The organism is Candidatus Coatesbacteria bacterium (assembly GCA_014728225.1).
Taxonomy (GTDB): domain Bacteria; phylum RBG-13-66-14; class RBG-13-66-14; order RBG-13-66-14; family RBG-13-66-14; genus WJLX01.
This window is the reverse complement of record WJLX01000105.1, coordinates 17,900-33,938: the sequence shown is the minus strand read 5'-3', so window position 1 is coordinate 33,938 and position 16,039 is coordinate 17,900. Positions and strand designations below refer to the sequence as shown.

The following is a 16,039-nucleotide window of genomic DNA, read 5'->3' as shown; positions in this document are numbered from 1 at the left end:
CGCCCTCCCAGGCGGCCAGGGCGTGGCGCTGGACGAGTTCGTAGGCGCGCTTGCGCTCGGCGCCGGCGCGGATCAGCTCGACGAGGAGGGCGGAGGAGGCCAGCAGTCCGCCGCTGAGCTCGAGGTTAGTGCGCATCCTGGCGGCGTTGACCACCAGGCCGTCGACGACGAAGGCGGCCTTGCGCAGCATATAGACGGCCAGGTGGAGGGAATCGGGCAGGATGATGCGCTCGACGCAGGAGTGACTGATGTCGCGTTCGTGCCAGAGGGCGACGTTCTCGACGGCGGCCAGGGCGTTGGTGCGCAGCAGGCGGGCCATGCCGGTCAGGCGCTCGGTGACGATGGGGTTGCGCTTGTGGGGCATGGCGCTGGAGCCCTTTTGGCCGCTGGTGAAGGGCTCGCGGACCTCGGCGACCTCGGTGCGCTGCAGGTGGCGGATCTCGACGGCCAGGCGTTCGAGGGTCGCTCCGAGGAGGGCCAGGGCCTGGAGGTAGGCGGCGTGGCGGTCGCGCTGGAGGATTTGGGTCGAGACGGGGGCCGGGGTCAGACCCAACCGGGCGCAGGCCCGGGACTCGACCTCGGGGTCGAGGTTGGTGTAGACGCCGACGGCCCCGGAGAGCTGACCGACGCGCAGCTCGGCGGCGGCGGCGTTCAAGCGGGCGCGGTCCCGGCGCAATTGGACGAAGAAGCCGAGCAGCTTGAGCCCGAAGGTCGTCGGCTCGGCGTGGATACCGTGGCTGCGGCCGACGCAGAGCGTCTCCTTGTGCTCGAGGGCCTTGTCGGCCACGCCGGCGGTCAATTCGGCCAGGGCTTCGTCGACGACGGCGTGGGCCCGGGTCAGTTGCAGGGCCAGGGCGGTGTCCAGCACGTCGGAGGAGGTCAGGCCCAGGTGCAGCCAGCGGGCCTCGGGACCGATGATCTCGGCCAGGTGCTCGAGGAAGGCGATGACGTCGTGGCGGGTGGTCCGCTCGATCTCGCGGATGCGTCCGGGATCCAGCGGGGTCTCGGCGGTCTTGGTTTGGCAGACGGCGACGGCTTCCGCTGGTATCCGGCCCAGCTCGGCCATCGCCGCGGCGGCGGCCAGCTCGACCTCCAGCCAGGTGTCGAAGCGGGTCTTGTCGCTGAAGAGGCGCTCGATCTCGGGGACGCTGTAGCGGTTGATCATCTCTGGCACCGTCGTTGGTGGCGGATCCGGCGGCCGGCGACTCTCAAAAAGGACTCGTGACCCAGTCAACCCGAATCTTACCACAGCCGTCGATACCCAGGGAAGTGGCAAGGTAGGATAAAAAACCGCCCAGCGGGGGAGGGGTGACTACTGAGGGTCGGCGCCCTTGTGGCCCGGGTTCAACCGTTCGAACGTTCGAGCGGTTGAACCCGGAATGCAGGAAACGTGCCGGCCCGGCGCGATCGGAGTCAACGGCGCCTACTCCTCGACGGGCTGTTCGTCGATGACCAGAGTGACCTTGTACAAGCCGCCGTCGCGCAAAACCTTGAGCAACAACTCGTCCCCCGGTGCGCTGCGTTGGAACTCGTCGTAGAAGTCCTGCAGGCAGGTGATCGGTTCGTCGTTGTAGCCCAGGATCACGTCACCCCGGCGCAGGCCGACCTCATCCGCCGGCGAGCCCTCATCTACCTCGGTGATAATGGTCCCGGTGGTGGAATCGAGGCCCAGGGCCTGGGCGATCGAAGCGGTGACGTCCTGGAGGTAGAAACCGATGTAGGCCCGGCTGACGTTGCCGTGGGCGATCAGCTCCCCGGCCACCTCCCGGGCCGTGTTGATCGGGATGGCGAAACCGATGCCCTGGTTGCCGCCGGAGGTTGACAGAATCGAGGAGTTGATGCCGATCACCCGGCCGAGGGAATTGACCAGGGGGCCGCCGGAGTTGCCGGGGTTGATCGCCGCGTCGGTTTGAATCAAGCCGTCGATTATCCGCCCCTCGCCCGAAGACAGCCGGGAGCGCATCGTCCGCCCCACGGCGCTGACCACGCCCACGGTCACCGAGGGCTGGGGGTCGTTGACGACGAAGCCGAAGGGGTTGCCGATGGCGATGGCCCATTGACCGACCTCGAGGGCGTCGGAATCGCCGAACTCGACGACGGGCAGGTCCTCGCCGTCGATGATCCGCACCACGGCGGTGTCGGTGTAGGGGTCGCGGCCGACGATCTCCCCGGGGAAGCTGCGGCCGTCGGGCAGGGTGATCTCCAGCTCGTCGGCGGAGTGAACAACGTGTTCCGCCGTCAGCACATGCCCTTCTTCGTCGATGATGAAGCCGGAGCCCATCCCGGGGATCTCGCGCTCCCGGTATTGGGGTTCGGAGGGTTCATAGCCGTGACCGAAGAACTCGCGGAAGAAGGGGTCGTTGAAGAAACCTCTCCAGGGATCGTAAACCCGTTCGGTGTAGCGCGTGATGGTGGTGATCGTCACGACGGCGGGTGCCGCGCGCCGCGTCGCGGCGACGATGGCGTTCTCGCGCTCGTGGGTTATTTCGGCGTCCTGGGTCGCGGTGCTCTCGGGAGCTGTGTCGTCCGCCGACGTTTCCTGCTCCTCGGCGCATCCCGGAATGACGATGGACAGGAGCAAAATGAATATCAAGGGCATCAGGTTTCTCTGCATCCGGCCTCCCCGGTGATTGTGTCACGTCAGCTGCTTCCACCTACCCTGTACGCCGGCCGCCGCCACCGTGTTCCTCCGATGATAACACGCCGAAGCCGATATTCATTTGCCCCGACCCGGTCCTGCGGGTATAATAGCAGGGAAGCATCAGCTCAACGCCGTCCTTCCTCCCACTCCAACGGGCGAGTCATGGCCAAACACCGCGTTATCCTGTTCGGCTCCCTGATGGCCGTCATCCTGGCCGGCCTGGTGATGCTCGTCGTCTTCGGCGAGATCTTCCAGTGCCAGCGGACCACGGTGACGGTCCGGCCCGATCCCCCGGCCGCGGGCGCCTACCTCAAGCCGATCCCCGGATCCAACCTCGAGCTAAACGCCGCCGGCGAGAAGCTCGAGCTGCCCCCGGGCACCGCCCTGCAGGTCCTCGAAGCCGGCGAGTCCACCGCCCGGGTTCGGTTGCTCTCCGACGGTACCGAGGGTACCCTGTGCTGGTACGACGACGGCCGCGAATGGCTGGAACCCGTCGATTCGGAGATCGCCGCCCTCTACGACCGCGATTCATACACCGTTCTCGAAGCCCTGCGCCTGAGCGAGTCCCTCGGCCTGGCCTGGCACAGCGACGCCTTCGCCTACGCCTGCGCCTCCGGGGTCGAGCCCGACGGGGGTCGGCACCGCGAGTGGGAGATCGCCTACTACTCGCCCGCCACCCGCCGGGCCCTCAAGATCGTCGTCACCGCCGGCGTCCGCACCATGGTCCTGGAAACCGACGTGCCCGTGGGCGACCCCGACGCTCACACCACCTGGCCCCTCGGCGCCCCGCGCAATCCCCTCGCAGCGACGGACGTCGATTCCCCCGCCGCCCTGGAGACCGCCCTGGCCAATGACGACCGTCCGCAGCGCGAACTCGATCGCTGGCACTTGGACCGTATCTACCTCACCCACCAGGACGACCCGGAAAACACCGGCGAAGCCTATCGCGATCGACCCACTTATCACGTCTTGCTGCGGCTCGCAGCTCCGATGAACGACGCCGAGGACCGTGAGTACACCGACCTCGTCGTCGACGCCGCCAGCGGTGACTTCCTCGCCCGCCTCGGCGGCTAGGGGGACGCCGAGGCTGCTGCCCGGCGTAACTGCCTTGGTGATCACGTCGGGGTTTTCTCCGGTGCCGGCGGGCTGATCAGCAGTCGGCTGTCCCTGATGGTGCTGTTGTTGTTCTGGGTTGATATTGCCGTAGACGGATTACCGCCTTAAAACTACCATCAGGGTCCAGCACCTCGTCGACAGGCGGCTCTGCGCCGCCGTCCACCATCCCCTCGAAGCTGAAAAACCACCTCCCAACCCTATTCCTCACCTATGGCTGATTCCGACAAGCCCTCAATCTGGCGCCGACCCTGGGTCATCGGCATCTACATGGGATTGGTCCTCGGTTTGTTCGAAATCATTCCCATGTTCAGCTCGGGCGATGTCGAGGTCGTCGAGATGCTGGCCTTCTTCGGCCACCGTCTGGCCGTCTGCTTCGTTATCGGCGCCGCCCCACTCTGGCGCTACGGCATCACCCAGGGCGCCTTCCTGGCCCTGCTGCTGGGTACTCCCCTGGCGATCATGGTCCAGATCCCCTTCTGGTACTTCTTCCTCTTCGCCCTGGTCGGCGGCGGTCTGACCGGTTATCTGGTGGCCCGCTTCCGCATCGGCGGCGGCCTCGACGACAAGCGGGGCTATCGGCACTGATGGCCGCAAGGTCTTTCAGCAAACGGGTCCCCGCCGAGGGACCCGTTGTTGATTGCCGGACGGACCTTTGAAAAACAGCCTCCGGCGACACTGCCTCGCGCCGTCTGCGCCGCCCCGGAACTGGCACGGTTTTTGCATCTCGGCGACCGTTACGGCCGATGATAACGGTCCGCCTCCGCAAAAACCGTGCCAGTTCCGGGGCTTCGATCGTCTGGGGTCGGCGGTTCGGCGGGGTTGTTTTTCAAAGGTCCCTCAGATCCGTCGCTGCGGTGTGGTCTGTGCACGGCGTTCGGCTTGCGCTGAAGGCTGCTGAGGGTTAAAATCGAAGCTCAATAAGCCGTCCCCTTCCCTACGATCGTGAGGTCCGCCATGCTCGATCTGTATTTGTTCGCCGGCAACGCCCATCCCCAACTGGCCCGCGACGTGGCCGCCTATCTGCACACCCCTCTGCGCGAGCGTCTGATGACCCGTTTTGCCGACGGCGAGATCCGGGTCGAGATCCACGAGAACGTCCGCGGGCGCGACGTCTTCATCCTGCAGCCGACCTGCACGGCATCGACGGGTTCGGTCAATGACCACCTGATGGAGCTGCTGGTGATGGTCGACGCGGTGCGGCGGGCCAGTGCCAATCGGGTGACGGCGGTTGTGCCTTATTTCGGCTACGCCCGGCAGGACCGCAAGGACAAGCCCCGGGTGCCGATCACGGCCAAGCTGGTGGCCAACCTGCTGGTCCGCGCCGGCATCGACCGTCTGCTGACGATGGAGCTCCACGCGGGTCAGATCCAGGGTTATTTCGACATCCCGGTGGACCATCTCTACGCCAAGCCGATCTTTCTGGAGGAGATGCGCCGCTTCCCGGCCGAGGAGCTGGTCATTGTCGCCCCGGACGCCGGCAGCGCCAAGGTCAACCGCAGCTACGCCGATCGGCTCAACTCGGGTTTCGCCATCGTCGGCAAGAGCCGCTTCGCCGCCGACAGCTCCAAGGCCCTGACGCTGACCGGCGACGTGCGCGACAAGCACTGCTTCATCATCGACGACGTGATCGCCACGGGAGGCACGATGGTCAACGCGGCCAGGATGCTCAAGGAGCACGGGGCCAGGAGCGTGCGCGCCGCGGTGGCCCACGGCGTCTTCGCCGGTCCGGCCTTCGAGCGGCTGGCCGATTCGGTCTTCGAGGAGTTCATCGTCACCGACACCATTCCGCTGCGCGAGGGCGCGCCGCCGGTCATTCGCCAGGTCAGCGTGGCCCGGCTGCTGGGCGAGGCGATCCGCCGGACCCACTTCCAGCTCTCGATCAGCTCCCTGTTCGTTTGACCGGGAGGCGTGAATGCGCCGTCTGACGAGGTTCTGCGTCTTGTTGGCTCCGGTTCTGTTGACGGCCTGCGACGGGCTGGGCGACGACCCGGCCTGGCGGATCGTCGAGCTCCCCGGTGCCGCGGGCGGCGAGCTGTGCGCCGTGGACGCCGCCGATAACAGCGGGGTCTGGGCGGCCGCCGCGGACGGTCGGGTGTGGTACTCCGACGGCGGCGACTGGCTGCCGCGCGGGCTGGCCGTCGAGGACGGCTGGGTGTTGACGGACATCGCCGCCCTGCCCGGCGGTTGCGCCGCGGCAACACTTTCCGACGGTCAGTACCTGGGTGCCCTCTGGGAGTACGATCCGTCAACGGGCTGGAGCGTCGTCGAGCTGCCCGGGCGCGTGTTATGGTTGACCGCCGTCGAGGCCGACGCCGAGGGCCGGTCGGCCGCCGTGGGCTGGTACGGCCACATCTGGCTCAGAGAACCCGGTGCGGACTGGCGCCTGGTCTACACCGACCTGCGGGACTGCTGGCGCGGCGTCGATCTGTCCGGAGAACGGATCCTGGCCGTCGGCGACGATGAAGCCGACGACGGTCGCTTCCTGATCCTCGAGGAGGATCTCGAGGGAACCAAGTACCCCCTCGGCGACTACGGCGTGGCGGCCGGGGCGCTGCTCGGTGACGGGGCCTGGCTCGTCGATCGTGACCACAACCTGCATTTCTTCGACGAGGTCGGAGGCGATCTGGCGACGCTCTACCGCTCCGCCAATCCCCTCTACGGTGTCTGCGCCGTCGGGCGCGACAATTGCTGGGTTTGCGGAGCCTACGGCGAGCTGAGCCGGGTCGACCGCGACGGGGCGACTCCGGAGCTGCTGCCCGTCGACGGCCATGTGCGGGATCTGTTCTGCGACGAGGCGGGACGCCCGCGCTGGCTGGTCACCGACGATCACCTGCTGGGTTTCTTCTAACCCGGGACGGGGAGGCGCCCCGATGAAGAAAGCGATGCTTATCAGTCTGGCGGCGGTTCTGACGGCGCTGCTGGCGGCGGGTTGCGACGGCGATGTCGAGCTCGATCCCTACTGGGTGGCCGTCGAGCTTCCCGGCGGCCCGGCGGCGGGGCTGCGCGATCTCGACGCCGCCGGGGACGTGGTCTGCGTCGTCGGCCTGGGCGGTGAGTTCTGGCGCCGTGCGGGCGGCTCGTGGAGCGAACTCGACGGTCCCTCGAGCGCCGAACTGACCGGGGTCGCCGTCCGCTCCGACGGCGGAGCCTGGGCCTGCGGCCACGTCGGCGACGCGGGCCGCCTCTACGACTACGCTCCCGGTGCGGGCTGGAGCGAGGTTACCCCGGCGGATTGCGCCTACCTCAACGAGGTCGCCGTCAACGCCGACGACACGGCCTGCGCCGTCGGCTCCGCCGGCCAGGTCTGGCGGCTGGTCGCCGACGTCTGGGAGCGCCTGACCGTTCCGGCGGACTACCTCTGGCGCTCCGTCGATGTCGGCGACGACGGGACGCTCCTCGTCGTCGGCGCCGACGCCGCCGGAACGGGAACCGCCCTGCTGATCGAGGGCGATGACTCCAGCTACCATTCCACCGGCGGGGACCGTCTCGAGGATTGCACCCTGACGGCGGATGGCGCGGGCTGGCTCGTCGCCGCCGACGGCGTGGTCTACCGCTTCGACGCCGCCGGGGCCGAAGCCGTGGTCGATACGGAACGGACCCTCTTCGGCGTGGCCGCCGATCCGGCGGGCGGGGGCTGCTGGATCTGCGGGCCCGGCGCTTACCTGGCCCGCGTCGACGCCGCCGGCGGGTTGAGCGAGAGCGAGCACCCCGCCGCCGAGAACCTGCAAGACCTGATCTTCATCGAGACTGACGAAGGCTGGGCCGCCGCCGAAACCCACCTGCTCCACTACCGCTGATGACTAATGAATGAGTTAATCATCGACGTCAACTACCCGGCGCTGACGGCCTGGCCTCCGGCCGCCGAGGTGCTTAATCTCAGCGAGCGGGGCGAGGGCGCCGGGTTCGATCTCTGGCGCCTGCGCCGCCGCCTGGCCGGTCGCCGCTACCACCGTATCTACCTGACGGCCTACAAGGCCGGGGATATCCCCCGGCGCCTGCGCCTGCTGGCCCTGCTCCACGCCGCCGAGGTCTGGGTGGTGCCCTACGCCTCGGCGCCCTGCAGTTTGACCAAGGACGCTCTGCCGTGGTTCGTATCGACGACGCGGCGCTGGCTCGGTGGTTGGGCGGCGCGGCGTTTCCGCCGGAAGCTGGAACGTCGGCAGCCCCGCAGCGCCGAAGCAACCGGCGACGGCGTTCTCTACCTGGCCGCCTCCTATCCTCCCGCCGTCGGCGGTATCGAGACCTGGATGCGCCACGCCGCCGAGGGGCTGGCCGACAACGGGCTGTCCGTCCGCGTCGTCGACCGTTATCGCTTTGGCTGGCGTGATTTCGATCCAGTGAGCCCCGTTGCCGTCCGCCGCTACTTCGCCGGCCGGCGCGACACTCCGTTCCAGCTCCAACGCCTGATCGACGGGGCCGCCGCGGCCGCCGCCCGACTGCCCGGCCGCCCCGCTTCGCCTCGGGTGCTCGAGACCCTCGAGGCCTTCCTCGCAAACCTCTCTCTGCACTTCCTCAGCGATTTTCTGGCCCTGTTCCGGACCGCCTGCGACCTCGCCGCCGAGCGATCCCCCGCCTCGATCCACGTCGGCTTCGGCCTGCCCGCCTCCCAGGTCGCCTGGCTCCTCTGCGCCCTCTACGGTTGGCCCTACCTCGTCTACGCCCACGGCACCGAAAACCTCAACTGGGGCAACGACCCCCGCCTGGCGCCCTTCTTCAGCGCCAGCTTCGGCGAAGCGACCCGGGTGGTGGCCAACGCCGGCTACGCCGGCGACATCTGCCAGCGCCTGCACCACACGCCGCCGGAGCGCGTGGCCGTCATCCACCCCGGTGTCGACTACCAGCGCTTCAGCCGCCCCGTCACCGAGGACAAACTGCTCGAGTTGCGCCGCCGCTACGATCTGCCCGCCGAGGCCCGCCTGCTCTACATCGTCGGCCGGGTGGTGGCCCGCAAAGGCTACGACACCCTGGTGCGCGCCCTGCCCGCCGTCCTGAGCGAGTTCCCCGAAACCCACCTGCTCCTCGGCGGTCACGGCGACTACCTTCCCGCGGTGCGCGAGCTGGTCGACCGCCTGGGCGTCGCCGAACGGGTGCGCTTCCTCGGCCGGGTGCCCGAGGAGGAGATGACCGCCCACTACCGCCTGGCCGACCTGTTCTGCATGCCCAGCCGCGACGAGCCGCCGGGCCGGGCCGAGGGCTTCGGCATCGTCTACATCGAGGCCGGCGCAGCCGGAACCCCTTCCCTCGGCTCGACCCTCGGCGGTGTGCCCGACGCCGTCCTCGACGGCGAGACCGGCCTGCTGGCCGATCCCCGGTCTCCCGCCGACGTGGCCGCCAAGATCCTGCGCCTGTGGCGCGAACCCCAACTGCTGCGCCGCTTCGGCGAGAACGCCAAACGCTGGGCCGCCGAGCTGGACTGGAGCCGCGTCGTCGAGCGCACCGTCGATCTCGACGCCGAGATGCGCCGCGAACCAGACGTCACCGGCTGGCAACCACCGCGCTGAGGCGGCCGAGGCCGGTTGTCCTTCCGGGGCTGGAGTAGCCGCGCGGATTGAAAGTGGGTTTCGGTGAGAAAAAACCGGGAGGCCGCGGCCTCCCGGTTTTACCGGCTACGGCAGACGATTCGCCGTGCTACTGCAGCATCTTGGTCAGTTCGGGGACGACCTCGTGCAGATCACCGACGATGCCGAAGTCGGCGAAGTCGAAGATCGGCGCGTTGCGGTCCTTGTTGACGGCGATGATATATTCCGAGGTCTTCATCCCGGCCAGGTGCTGGATGGCGCCGGAGATGCCGCAGGCCACGTAGAGTCGGGGGCGGACGGTGCGTCCGGTCTGGCCGACCTGGTGGGGGTAGGGGATCCAGCCGGCGTCGACGGCGGCGCGGCTGGCTCCGACGGCGCCGCCGAGGGCCTCGGCCAGGGCGTAGATCTTGGTGAAATGCTCGGGCTTGCCCAGGCCCCGGCCGCCGGAGACGATGATCCGGGCCTCGGCGATGTTGAATTCGGCCTTGGAGGGGATGAATTCCTTCAGCACGGCCAGCAGGTCGGTGTCGACGAGGTCGACCTCTTCGCGGACGACCCGGCCCTCGTGATCGGGCGCGGGGCGCACGGGGAAGACCTTGGGCCGCACCGTGGCCATTTGGGGCCGGTGGCGCGGGGTGATGATGGTGGCCATGATGTTGCCGCCGAAGGCCGGCCGGGTCTGCAACAGGCGGCGTTCGTCGCGGTCGATGGTCAGCCCGGTGCAGTCGGCGGTCAACCCGGTGCCCAGTCGGGTGGCCAGGGCTCCGGCCCAGTCACGGCCGTTGTTGGTGGCGCCGAAGAGGACGATCTCGGGTTTGTAGCGCTCGATCAGTTCGGCGGCGACCTTGACGTAGCCGTCGGTGTTGTAGCGCTCGAGGAGGGGGTGCTCGACGAGGTGGACGACGTCGGCGCCGTGGGCGATCAGCTCGTCGGCGCCGTCGGCGACGTCGGAGCCGGCCAGCAGGGCCGACAGCGGCACGTCGAGGTCGTCGGCCAGCTCGCGGCCCTGGCCCAGCAGCTCCAGGCTGACGTGGGCCGGCGCGCCGTCCTGGGTCTCGACGGCCACCCAGACGCCGCGATAGGCCGCGAGGTCCATCCCGCCGACGGTCTCGGGCCGGTCGAGGACGATGGCGTCGACGGGGCATTCGTCGACGCAGGCGCCGCAGTCGGTGCAGCGTTCGTTGACCCGGGCGACATCGCCGTCCATCTCCAGGGCGTTGAACGGGCAGACCTTGACGCACTTGGCGCAGCCGATGCAGAGCTTTTCTTCGATGCGCAGGTGGGCCACTTGCCGACCTCCGGGGGTTGATTCGCGCGGGTAGTCACAGCCGGTGTTCGGGCGCTGGGGCGGGTTCAGGCTTCGAGAACCCGGTTGTCCTCCAGCCACTTGACCAGCAGGGCGGCGGCCTGGTGGGCCGGGGCGTCGGAGAGTTCGCCCTCGGTCTTGCGGCTCGAGGGGTTGAATATCTTGACCACCTGGGTCGGCGAGCCGGCCAGGCCGACCTCTTCCTCGGGGATGCCCAGATCGCCGAGCCCCCAGGCGGGGACCTCGAGTCGGCGGGCCCGGCGCAGACCGCGCAGGCTGGGCAGGCGGGGTTCGTTGAGGTCCTTGACCACGCTGACCACGGCGGGCAACCGGGCCTCGAGGACCTCGCGGCCGTCCTCGAGCAGGCGCTCGACCTCGATGGCGTCCTCGCGGGGCTCGCCGAGACGGTAGGCGTAGGTGATCTGCGTCCAGCCCAGGCGGCGGGCGATGCCGGGACCGACCTGACCGGTGTCGCCGTCGATGGCCTGTTTGCCGGCGAAGATCAGCCGTGGAGCGGGTTCGAGTTTGGCCGCCGCCGTGGCCAGGACGAAACTGGTGGCCAGGGTGTCGGCTCCGGCGAAGGCGCGGTCCGAAAGCAAGACGACTTCGTCGACGCCCATGGCGACGGCGTCGCGCAGGATGTCGGCGGCCTGGGGCGGGCCCATGGTCAGGGCGGTGACCTTGCCGCCGTAACGATCGCGCAGGTCCAGGGCGGCCTCGAGGGCGTAGAGGTCGAAGGGGTTGGTTGTGCTGGGCACGCCCTCACGGATCAGGGTCCCGCGCTCGGGATCGATCTTGACGTCGGTGATGTCGGGCACCTGTTTGATGCAGACGGCGTAGTGCATGGCGGCCCTCGCCTCGCTGACGGTTTTGGTATAATCGCGCAATCGGCGGGATTATATCAACGCCCCCGGCGACGGTCAAGCACGGGTGCGGTCCCCCGCGGAAAACCGACTCCCCGACCCCCGGCGACGGCTCGAATGGGGCAAAAGGCCCCCCGCAAGGGAGTTAAGACCCCGGAATTCGCACCCCGGCCGGGTTGACCCGGCTGAGCCGGAAGCTTATAATTCCCAGCGAGTAGGGGGCTTTTAACGCCGTCGCGACCGGCGGTGGCCGAAAAAAGCCGTTCGACGGCGCTCCCGCCGGATGTACCGCTGGTCGCCCGCACCTGCCTCAGCGCCGGAGGCGAACCGCCCGCGTCCGCTATTCCGCTGCCGAGGCCCGCCTGGACGGGATTGGCATACTTCTTGCACCGCTATGCCACAGGGGCTCCGCGCCATGCGGAACCCGTAGTTTGCACCACTAAACGTTACGAGCTGATGGTGATTTGATGAGGCTGACCACGGTTTTGATCCCGGCATGGACGCTGGCGCTCACGGCGCCGGCGACGCTCGGCGCTGCCGCGGAGGCGCCGGTGGAGGATCCCCTGGCCGGGCGTACCGTCGAGATCATCGAGGCCCCGGTGGTCGACGCCGCCTTTCTGGCCGAGACCAGCTACCGCGTGGGACCCGACGACAAGATCAACATCACCGTTCTCGAGCACCCCGAGTTGTCCGGAGCCTATTTCGTCGATCCCGAGGGCTACCTCAACCTGCCCCTGTTGGAGGACTTCCGCGCCGCCGGTTTGACCGTGCGGCAGTTACGCGAAGCCCTAGCCGATGGCTGGCGGCCCTACCTCGGTCGGTTGCAGCTCGGACTCCAGGTGCTGGAGTACAATAGCTGTCGGGTCTACATCCTCGGCGAGGTCGCCAAGCCCGGCCGCTACGGCTACCGGGTCGGGATCTCCCTCATCGAGGCCCTGTCCCAGGCCGGAGGCCTCAACGAGCACGCCGTCGCCAGCGAGGTGGCCGTGGTCCGGGTGTTGCCGGAGGCGACCAAGCTCTATCTGGTGAATGTCGATGATATCCTGGAAGGCGGCGGGGCGAACTGGGACATCCCTCTGGGCTCCGGCGACATCGTCTACGTTTCGCGCTCCTTCATCGGCGACTGGAACGCCTTCCTCGGCAGTCTCAGCCCCACCATTGCCTCGGTGATCAATCTCAACCGGCTCTACTACCTCAACTGGTGACATGGCGACCGAAGACTTCCAACAGCAGGAACAGACCGCTGGAAGGCCCCCCAGTTCCGAGGGACCGCGGTTGGCCGATTACCTGTTGATCCTGCGCAAGCGTAAGTGGATCATCATTTTCGCCGTAGTCTCCATCACCGCCTTCAGCGCCTACCGCACCTTCTCGACGGCGCCGACCTACGTCGCCGCCTGTTCCCTGGTGCTGGAAACCCAGGGCCAGGAGAACTTCATCGGCGGCTACTACTCCAACTACTACCCCTACCGGCTGGAGACGGAGATCCAGATCATCTCCAGCCGCAGCACCTCCCTGGGGGTGGTCGATAAACTCAACCTGGCCTTCGAGGCCAGCGCGGACGGTCCCCAGGGCGCCAGCTTCATCTCCCCCTGGGTCGAACAGGGCTTCCCCCCCGGCGAGTATCAGCTCGTCGAGGATACCGACTCCTACGAGCTTCTGAGTTCCGCCACGGGAGAGAGCGTCGGCCGGGGTACCTACTCCGAACCCTTCGTCACCGACGACGGCCTGATGGGCTTCACCCTCGAGGATCCCTCGCCGAGCCCGGACAAAACCATCACCATCCGCACCTCCGATCCCGCCACCCTGGCCGAGGGCATCCGCCAGAGCACCATCGTGCGCAAGGCCAAGGAGGGCAACACGATCATCATCAGTGTGCGGCGCACCGATCCCCAGGGCGCCGCCGAGCTGGCCAACGCCGTCGCCGAGGTCTACGTCGAGGAAAACCTGCGCTGGAAGCAGTCGCGGGCCCGCCGAGCCCGGGAATTCATCGGCGAGCAGATCGAGGTGGCCGAGCTCAAGCTGCGCAACACCGAGGATATGCTGCGCCGGTATAAGGAGGAGACCGGCCTGGTCACCTTCACCAACGAGGCCGCCCAAACCACCCAGCGTCTCTCCAACACCGAGGCCCGGCGTTATCAGATCGCCACCGACCTCAGCGCTCTCTACGCCGTTCAGGACGCCATCGAGGAGTTGACGACCACGGGCGAGCTCGGTGTCGAGGGCTTGACGACGCTGACGACCTGGCAGGGCATTCATTCCGATCCGGTGCTGCAGGCCTACGCCGGGGAGATCGGCCGCTTGCTCGTCGAGAGACAGCAGCTCGAGGAGCAGACCGGTCCGTTGAATCCGCGTCTGCAGGCCATCGACGGCCAGCTGACCGCCGCAGCCGAGGACTTGCGCGAACAGCTGCGCCAGTCGCGGCGCCGTGGCTACATCTCCGGGGAGATCGAACGCCTGGAGGCTCAACTGGGCGGGATCGACGAGGAGATTGCCGCGCTGAGCGCCCGGATCGGCGAGCTGCCCAAGCAGGAGATGGAGCTGGCCCTGCGTCAGCGCCGGGCCGACGTGGCCAACAAGATCCACACCATGCTGTTGGAGCGCTACGAGGAAGCGCGGATCAACGAGAGCATGGAGACCGGCGACGCCCGCATTCTGGACCAGGCTCTCGTACCCCGGGCCCCGGTGAGCCCCAATCACACCAGCGATATCCTGATCGGCCTGCTGATCGGCATCGTCGTCGGCGTCGGGCTGGCCGTGATCATCGAGCTCAACGACACCACCCTCAAGACCGCCGAAGAGACCAGCCAGCTGCTGGGGATTCGCTCGGTGGGGGTCATCCCCAAGATCGCCGACAGCGAGCGCCCCCCCGAGCCCTACAAGCCGCTGCTGCTGAGTCATCCCCGTTCGCCGGTGGCCGAGTCCTACCGTATCCTGCGCACCAACCTCCAGTACTTCAGCGTCGACCGTAAACTGGAGCTGATTACGGTCACCAGCCCCAGCAAGGGCGACGGAAAAACCACCCTGTCGTCCAACCTGGGCCTCTCCTTCGCCCAGCAGGGACTCTCCACGCTGCTGGTCGACACCGACCTGCGCAAGGCCGAGCTGCAGAAGTACTTCAGCGTGCCCACCACGCCGGGGATCACCGAGCTGATCCTGGGCGATCGCGAGGACGACGAGTGCATCCGTCCCACGGGGATCGATGACCTCTACCTGCTGCCGGCCGGCCACCTGCCGCCCAACCCCTCGGAGCTGCTGGCCAGCAAGCGCTGCCGGCGCCTGGTGGAGCGCCTGCGTCAGCGGTTCGACCGTATCGTGATGGACACCTCGCCGGTGCTGGCGGTTACCGATCCGGCGATCCTGAGCACCCTGGCCGACGGGGCGATCCTGGTGCTGCAGAGCGAGAGCACCGAAGCCGACGCCGCCCGCGAGGCCGTGGCGCACCTGCGCAAGGCGCGGGCCAACATCCTGGGCTTCGTCCTCAACAAGGTGGACCTGACCCGGACCTACAAGTCGCACCGTTACTACTACTATTACTACCACCGCGGCGAGGTCGATTCGTCGCAGAAACGCTCCCTGTGGCAGCGCTTCCTGGGCAAGAAGTAGCGCTGTTGGAACTGGTCTCGGGGTCGACTTCGGCGTTGGCCCGTCGACTGGCCGATGAGCCGGAGTTGCGCCGACGGCTGGCTCTGGAGCGCCTCAGCGCCGCGGTCTGCGCCGAGTTGGAGACGGCGGGCCTGCTGGACGAACTACCCGCCGATTACGCCGCCGAGCTGCGCCGGGCCCGGCTCGAGGTTCTGCGGCGCCAATTGATCAACGAGGGCCTGACCGTCGAGCTGACCCGCCTGGCCGGCGAACTGCAGCCCGTGGTGCTCAAGGGCGTCCACTTCGCCCGGCTGCTCTATCCTCCGGGGGCCCGGTCCTCCGTCGACATCGACCTCTTCTGCCCCCGGCGGTTGTACGACGAGCTGCGGCGCCGGCTGGCGCGCGGCGGCTGGCTGACCCGCGAACACGGCGCCTACGCCCGACGGCTCTACCGCACCTGGGTCCACCTGAGCTGGCAGAAGGACGATCGCAGCCTCGAGGTCCACTTCGATCTGGTGCCGCCGGGTCGCTACCGCGGCTACGATGAGTTGTGGGCCAATCGCCGGCCCCTGGAGCTGGAGAGCGGACGCGTCTACGTGCCCCGTCTCGAGGACGCCGCCCTGTTCGCCCTGGCCCATCTGGCCAAGGAGCACCTCTTCGAACGCCACCTGCTCTGGGTCCTCGACCTCCACCGGCTGGCTCCCCTGGTGGACTGGGCGACCGTCAAGGGCAACGCCCGCCGCTGCGGCCTGGAACGGCTCTACGACTTTGCTCTGGCCTACCTGCGCCGCTTCCCGGCCCTGCGCCGACGGCTGCCCCCGGGGGCGATCCTGCCCGCCGACGATTACCGGTTCCGGTTGCTGAAGTCCACCGGCGGCCTGCAGCTCCGCGCCCGGCTGCTCGGCCTGTTGCTCTGCCAGAGTCCGGCCCGCGCCCTGACCTACGGCCTGAGCCGCCTGCTGTGGCCCCTGGTCCGCCGGGCGGGAGAGCGTCACTGAAAAGGAGTACACCG

The 16,039-nt window shown here is 68.1% G+C and carries 13 protein-coding genes; 9 read left to right on the top strand and 4 right to left on the bottom strand.

Annotated features, from left to right (window positions below):
- Both GF399_07630 and GF399_07625 read right to left on the bottom strand, forming a co-directional pair.
- Positions 1-1,165, bottom strand: a 1,165-nt coding sequence (locus GF399_07630) for an adenylosuccinate lyase (protein ID MBD3400187.1), incomplete at its 3' end; no start/stop codon positions are given.
- A 258-nt stretch (positions 1,166-1,423) separates the two neighbouring features.
- Complete coding sequence (locus tag GF399_07625) at positions 1,424-2,614, bottom strand: trypsin-like serine protease (GenBank protein MBD3400186.1); 1,191 nt, start codon at positions 2,612-2,614, stop codon at positions 1,424-1,426.
- A 189-nt stretch (positions 2,615-2,803) separates the two neighbouring features.
- On the opposite strand from GF399_07625, the gene GF399_07620 reads away from it, so the two are divergent.
- The 6 genes from GF399_07620 to GF399_07595 all read left to right on the top strand — a co-directional run bounded on the left by GF399_07620 (position 2,804) and on the right by GF399_07595 (position 9,258).
- The gene (locus tag GF399_07620; protein MBD3400185.1) at positions 2,804-3,715 is read left to right on the top strand and encodes a hypothetical protein; all 912 of its coding nucleotides are present in this window, start codon (positions 2,804-2,806) and stop codon (positions 3,713-3,715) included.
- Positions 3,716-3,967: 252 nt separating this feature from the next.
- Positions 3,968-4,342 carry a hypothetical protein gene (locus GF399_07615; GenBank protein ID MBD3400184.1) on the top strand — a complete coding sequence of 125 codons (375 nt, stop codon included), beginning with the start codon at positions 3,968-3,970 and terminating at the stop codon, positions 4,340-4,342.
- 369 nt (positions 4,343-4,711) lie between these two features.
- On the top strand, positions 4,712-5,656 hold the full coding sequence (prs, locus tag GF399_07610; protein ID MBD3400183.1) for a ribose-phosphate diphosphokinase: 945 nt from the start codon (positions 4,712-4,714) through the stop codon (positions 5,654-5,656).
- 13 nt (positions 5,657-5,669) lie between these two features.
- On the top strand, positions 5,670-6,605 hold the full coding sequence (locus GF399_07605) for a hypothetical protein (protein MBD3400182.1): 936 nt from the start codon (positions 5,670-5,672) through the stop codon (positions 6,603-6,605).
- A 22-nt stretch (positions 6,606-6,627) separates the two neighbouring features.
- The gene (locus tag GF399_07600) at positions 6,628-7,554 is read left to right on the top strand and encodes a hypothetical protein (protein ID MBD3400181.1); all 927 of its coding nucleotides are present in this window, start codon (positions 6,628-6,630) and stop codon (positions 7,552-7,554) included.
- A gap of 6 nt (positions 7,555-7,560) precedes the next feature.
- Positions 7,561-9,258 carry a glycosyltransferase gene (locus GF399_07595; protein ID MBD3400180.1) on the top strand — a complete coding sequence of 566 codons (1,698 nt, stop codon included), beginning with the start codon at positions 7,561-7,563 and terminating at the stop codon, positions 9,256-9,258.
- Positions 9,259-9,385: 127 nt separating this feature from the next.
- Here the strand turns inward: GF399_07595 and GF399_07590 are convergent, their stop codons facing one another.
- Complete coding sequence (locus tag GF399_07590) at positions 9,386-10,555, bottom strand: 4Fe-4S dicluster domain-containing protein (protein MBD3400179.1); 1,170 nt, start codon at positions 10,553-10,555, stop codon at positions 9,386-9,388.
- A gap of 74 nt (positions 10,556-10,629) precedes the next feature.
- A complete protein-coding gene (locus GF399_07585) occupies positions 10,630-11,427 on the bottom strand; it encodes an electron transfer flavoprotein subunit beta (protein MBD3400178.1) in 798 nt (265 codons plus the stop codon).
- Positions 11,428-11,912: 485 nt separating this feature from the next.
- Between GF399_07585 and GF399_07580 the strand changes: the two genes are divergently transcribed.
- Genes GF399_07580 through GF399_07570 form a run of 3 tightly spaced genes read left to right on the top strand, consistent with a single transcriptional unit; the run spans position 11,913 to position 16,025 of the window.
- Positions 11,913-12,650, top strand: coding sequence for a hypothetical protein (locus GF399_07580; protein ID MBD3400177.1), 738 nt, complete (start codon positions 11,913-11,915; stop codon positions 12,648-12,650).
- 1 nt (position 12,651) lies between these two features.
- Entirely contained in the window at positions 12,652-15,048 is a 2,397-nt protein-coding gene (locus tag GF399_07575) for a polysaccharide biosynthesis tyrosine autokinase (protein MBD3400176.1), read from the top strand.
- On the top strand, positions 15,021-16,025 hold the full coding sequence (locus GF399_07570) for a hypothetical protein (GenBank protein MBD3400175.1): 1,005 nt from the start codon (positions 15,021-15,023) through the stop codon (positions 16,023-16,025). Before GF399_07575 ends, GF399_07570 begins: the two co-directional genes overlap by 28 nt.
- Positions 16,026-16,039 lie beyond the last annotated feature (14 nt).

Coding starts and splice junctions, on each gene's coding strand:
- GF399_07625 (MBD3400186.1), bottom strand. CDS start 2,614: ATGCAGAGAAACCTGATGCCCTTGATATTCATTTTGCTCCTGTCCATC.
- GF399_07620 (MBD3400185.1), top strand. CDS start 2,804: ATGGCCAAACACCGCGTTATCCTGTTCGGCTCCCTGATGGCCGTCATC.
- GF399_07615 (MBD3400184.1), top strand. CDS start 3,968: ATGGCTGATTCCGACAAGCCCTCAATCTGGCGCCGACCCTGGGTCATC.
- prs (MBD3400183.1), top strand. CDS start 4,712: ATGCTCGATCTGTATTTGTTCGCCGGCAACGCCCATCCCCAACTGGCC.
- GF399_07605 (MBD3400182.1), top strand. CDS start 5,670: ATGCGCCGTCTGACGAGGTTCTGCGTCTTGTTGGCTCCGGTTCTGTTG.
- GF399_07600 (MBD3400181.1), top strand. CDS start 6,628: ATGAAGAAAGCGATGCTTATCAGTCTGGCGGCGGTTCTGACGGCGCTG.
- GF399_07595 (MBD3400180.1), top strand. CDS start 7,561: ATGAATGAGTTAATCATCGACGTCAACTACCCGGCGCTGACGGCCTGG.
- GF399_07585 (MBD3400178.1), bottom strand. CDS start 11,427: ATGCACTACGCCGTCTGCATCAAACAGGTGCCCGACATCACCGACGTC.
- GF399_07580 (MBD3400177.1), top strand. CDS start 11,913: ATGAGGCTGACCACGGTTTTGATCCCGGCATGGACGCTGGCGCTCACG.
- GF399_07575 (MBD3400176.1), top strand. CDS start 12,652: ATGGCGACCGAAGACTTCCAACAGCAGGAACAGACCGCTGGAAGGCCC.